General features: G+C 63.0%; 2 protein-coding genes. Both read left to right on the forward strand.

From position 1 onward, the window contains the following. Nucleotides 1-622: 622 nt before the first annotated feature. Entirely contained in the window at nt 623-2,986 is a 2,364-nt protein-coding gene (locus ACFDS3_RS19220) for a glycosyltransferase (protein WP_375263951.1), read from the forward strand. Nucleotides 2,987-3,265: 279 nt separating this feature from the next. After that, entirely contained in the window at nt 3,266-4,276 is a 1,011-nt protein-coding gene (locus ACFDS3_RS19225) for an NAD-dependent epimerase/dehydratase family protein (protein WP_375263952.1), read from the forward strand. Nucleotides 4,277-4,458: the final 182 nt, after the last annotated feature.

Below are 4,458 nucleotides of genomic sequence, written 5' to 3' on the forward strand. Positions count from 1 at the left end.
ATGGCCTTCGCCAGCCCGAGTTCCGGACGCCGAGGGTTGCCGAGCTCGGGCTCACTCCAAGCCATCGCCTCCAGCCGCGCAGCAGGGCCTTGGACCGCAGGAAGGTCAAAATCCGTGCTTCGAGCATTTGGTGTTATTGAATGGCATATATCAAGCCACTGTAATAAAATATAAATTATGGGTCGATGAGGATGCAAGGCCTCATTTTCAATCGGTATAATGGTTCGCAGATGCGTTTCATCTGATCGTTTGAATAACGGTTCTGAAGGAGGGGTCCCTCCAACCCGATGACCTACTGCAGATGAACCAAAAGCCTCGGTTTTGTTCTGCACCCTTGGAAGCAAGGCGACTGGAACATACCGCTCCCCTCCTTTTGCCGTCTCATCCCGAACTGAACGCCCGCCACATGCGTTCTCAAACGACCGGTTAAATGCCACACCTGCAAATGCTTCGGATGGAGAGCCCCCGCCGAGGTGTTCCGGGCCGGCATGCTGAAGAAGAGGGCGTGAGCGCCTTACCTTGAACTCATCAAGGAGTCGCGGCTCAAGTATCGCTTACATTGCCCTTGGCATGCCCTTTTCTCCCAAGCATAACGGGTCCGCCTGCCACAGAGGAAGCTTTCATGACAATCTCCGCGAGTATGGAGAAATTCTTGGTTTGGGCGACGGGCTCGCGGGCTTCGCACCTGCGCTTGCGGCTAGAGGAGGAGGCGCGAAGGCTGCACGAGGAGCAGGCCAGATTGCAGGAAGAAGCGGCTCTAGCCGAAGAAGAAGAGGTCCGACTGGCTGAGCCGCTCTATCGGCCGCCGCCGGAGCTTCATGTCCGGGAGGCCAAAGCGCGGGAAGAGGAAGCTCAGGCCCGCCATGCCAATGAGCGGGCGCTGTCTGCAGATCACGAGGCCCATGCGAAAGTCCTCGCGCGCATCCAGGGGACCTTGACGCGGCGGTTGTCATGGGGGCTTCCGCTCTTCGGAAGGGGCATTCGTGCGCGGCGGGCGGCCCAAGATGCGCGCAAGACCTCCCAGAAGATCCGCCGCGATCAATTGCTCGGGCGCCAGCAACAGCAGCGGGCCCGCCATGAGAAGCGCTGCCAGCAGGCCGAACGCCGCCAATGGCGTGAGACGCGCGACCGACTGACCCGCGCGGCGCGCGAGATCCGTAAGACGGGAGATATCGAAAAGACCCGGGCCGCCTGGGACCGGCTGCGGCGCCATGACCCCGCCAGCCACACGGCTAGGATCGGGGAGATCATGTTGCTGCGCCAGTCGGGGCAGTTCGAGGCCATCGAAGAGGCGGTGTCCACCTATGCCGCGGAGATTCTCCACCACCCTCAGCACCATCTGAAACTGGCCAGGGTCGCAGAGGCCGGAAAGCTCCTCGATCTCGCCACGGCCCATACGCAGCAGGCGCTGGCCAGTTCTCCTCGCGATCGGGAGGCGCTACGATGGGCGGCGCGCTTTTTCACCAAGCATGGTCTGGCCCGTTGCGCTTGCCAGCTGTTCGAGCGCGGTCTGGGCGAAGGCGAAATACGCACCGCGTTGAGCAAGGACGAGCTGGCCGAATTCGAGCAGCAGTGGAACCGCCTACAGGAAGCGCTGCGCCTGGTGGGGTGGGACCTCGCCACTCAAGGGCTTCCGCCCGAAACCATGCGCCTGGCCGACGAGGCCATCCGGACGTTGTGCTCCGCGCCCGGGTCGTCTGCGGCCTACACACCAGTGCCCGGCCGGGTCCTGCATGTGCTCCCCTCTTTCGGGCCGGGCGGGGTGCAGCGCCAGACCCTCAATCTCGTACGTCACCTACCCGAGCAAAGCGAGCTGCTGGAGCGGTTCGTCATGTTGCCGCTGAAAGGAGACGCCAGTCTCGATTTCTATCGCATGGCCTTTGAGGAGGCCGGGGCCGCCATCGCCGAGGTCATGCCCGCCGAGGGCCCCCTCCTCCCCCCCGACACCTCTCTTTCCCCGGAGCAGCTCCTTCTCCTGCACCAGCTGCCCGAGCGCAGCATTCGGGAAATCGGCCACATCTTGGCGCAGATCCGGCACTGGCGCCCGGAGATCGTTCATGCCTGGAGCGACCCGGTCAATATTTCCGCAGGCCTTGCCGCCGCGCTGGCAGGAACCCCCCGCATGGTGCTGGGGGCGCGCTCAAGCGCGCCCACGGGACGCCGGGCGGCTACCTCTGCGCTGTTCACCCATGCCGCCTACCAAGCCTTGCTGAGCCGCCCCGGCGCCCTTCTGACCACGAACTCTCAGGCTGCGGCGCGCGAGTTCGAGACATGGCTCGAGCGGAAGCGGGAGAGCGTCGTGACCGTCTATAACGGCCTTCACCTGGACGGCATGATCCCGCCCGACCTCCATTCTAGGGCCGGCCAGTTGCGCCAGGAGCTGGGCATTCCGCCCCAGGCCGCTGTTGTCGGAGCCGCCTTTCGGTTCAACGCCGAGAAACGCCCCTTCTTGTGGGTCGAGGCGGCAGCCCATGTCATTGCGCAGCGGCCCGAGACCCATTTCGTTCTGCTGGGGGATGGCATGCTGCGTCCGGCCGTGCACAGATGGGTGGCCGAACGGGGGCTCGAAACGAAAATTCACCTGCCCGGTTTGAGCGACGAGGTCGCTAGCTGGATCGCCGCGTTCGATGCGGTCTTCCTGACCTCGCGCTACGAGGGCACCGCCAATATCGCGCTCGAAGCCCAAGCGCTCGGGTGCCCCGTGGTCATGCCCGATGTCGGCGGTCTGGCCGAGACGTTCCTGCCCGGGGAAACGGGTCTTTTGACCCCTGCCGATCCCGCACCCGAAGAATGCGCCGACCGGCTTTTGGCCTGCCTCAACCAGGCGCATTACAAGGAAGCGGCCCGTTTCCACGGCGAGGCCTTCATCAGAAGCCGCTTCGGGATCGGGGCCTATGTCGAGGGCTACATGGCGTGTTACGGATGGCATCCGGTTTGCCCGGAGAGGGCAAACAGCGTCGAAGAGGGCCTGCGCCGGGAGGCGTGACCTCTTTGCAGAGTTGTCGGCAAAACGCACTCGAGGCCGCGCGATTTGCCTTCCTTTCCGCCGGATGGCGCGGCCGAGCCGCTGGGCCTCTCGGGATGGGCTTGCCAAAGACCCTAGAAACTCGTGCGGGTTTGCGCCAAAGACGTGGCCAACAGGAATAGAGAGCGAATGATTGGCCTGTCAGGGCATTTGCGCCAGTGACACGAGACCTGCGAGTAGACACCGACGCCCGTCTCTTCGCATCCAGACATCCCCCACGACAAACGAAGGAGGCCTTTGATGAAGGTTCTTATCACCGGCACGGCAGGGTTCATCGGGTTCCACCTTGCCAAGCTTCTTCTGGCGGAAGGCTTCCGGGTGCACGGCTATGACGGGTTGACCGACTACTACGACGTCAACCTCAAGCGTCGCCGGCATGCCATGCTGCTGCAGAACGAAGGCTTCTCCATGACCGAGGGGATGCTCGAGGATCAGGCGCTCTTCGACAGCGTGGCCGACGAGTTCGCGCCCGACATCATCGTGCATCTCGCCGCTCAGGCCGGGGTGCGCTACTCGCTCGAGAACCCCAAGGCCTATCTCGATGCCAACGTGATCGGCACCTTCCACGTCATGGAGGCCGCGCGCCGGCTCGAGGTCAAACACCTGCTCATGGCTTCCACGTCGAGCGTCTACGGCGCCAATGACGAGATGCCGTTTTCGGAGACGGAGAAGGCCGACACCCAACTGACGATCTATGCGGCCACCAAGAAGGCCAACGAGAGCATGGCGCATGCCTATGCGCATCTGTGGAACCTGCCCACCACCATGTTCCGCTTCTTCACGGTCTATGGTCCCTGGGGGCGGCCCGACCTCGCGCTTTACAAGTTCGTCGATGCCATGCTCGACGACCGCCCGATCGACATCTACAACCACGGCGACATGTATCGCGATTTCACCTATGTCGACGACCTGGTGCGGGCCATCATGCTGCTGATCTCCGCTGTGCCCGAGCGTCCCGCCAGCAAGGACGAGATCGTCGAAGGCGACAGTCTCTCCCCGGTGGCGCCCTACCGGGTTGTTAACATCGGCAATTCCGACAAGGTCCGGCTGCTCGACTTCATCGAAGCCATCGAGGGCAGTCTCGGCATGAAGGCCAAGCGCAACTACATGCCGATGCAGATGGGCGACGTGCCCGCCACCTGGGCCGATGCCTCGCTTCTGAGCCGGCTGACCGGCTACCGCCCCGAGACCGATTTCCGGGTCGGGATCGACCGCTTCGTCAAGTGGTTCGTGGAATACCGCAACGCCTGAACCCCATGCCCTCCGCCGCGAGGGGGAGAGACGTCCTGCCCTGCTCAAAGAGATCGATATGACACAAAAACGCGTGGCCGTGATCGGCCTGGGATATGTCGGCCTACCGCTGGCCGTGGAATTCTCCAAGAGGCTGATCTGAAACTAATTGAGTGAGTTCAGCAGGTTGTGATTCTGTTCGG

It is taken from the genome of Palleronia sp., assembly GCF_042089775.1.
In the GTDB taxonomy this organism is placed as follows: Bacteria; Pseudomonadota; Alphaproteobacteria; order Rhodobacterales; family Rhodobacteraceae; genus Palleronia.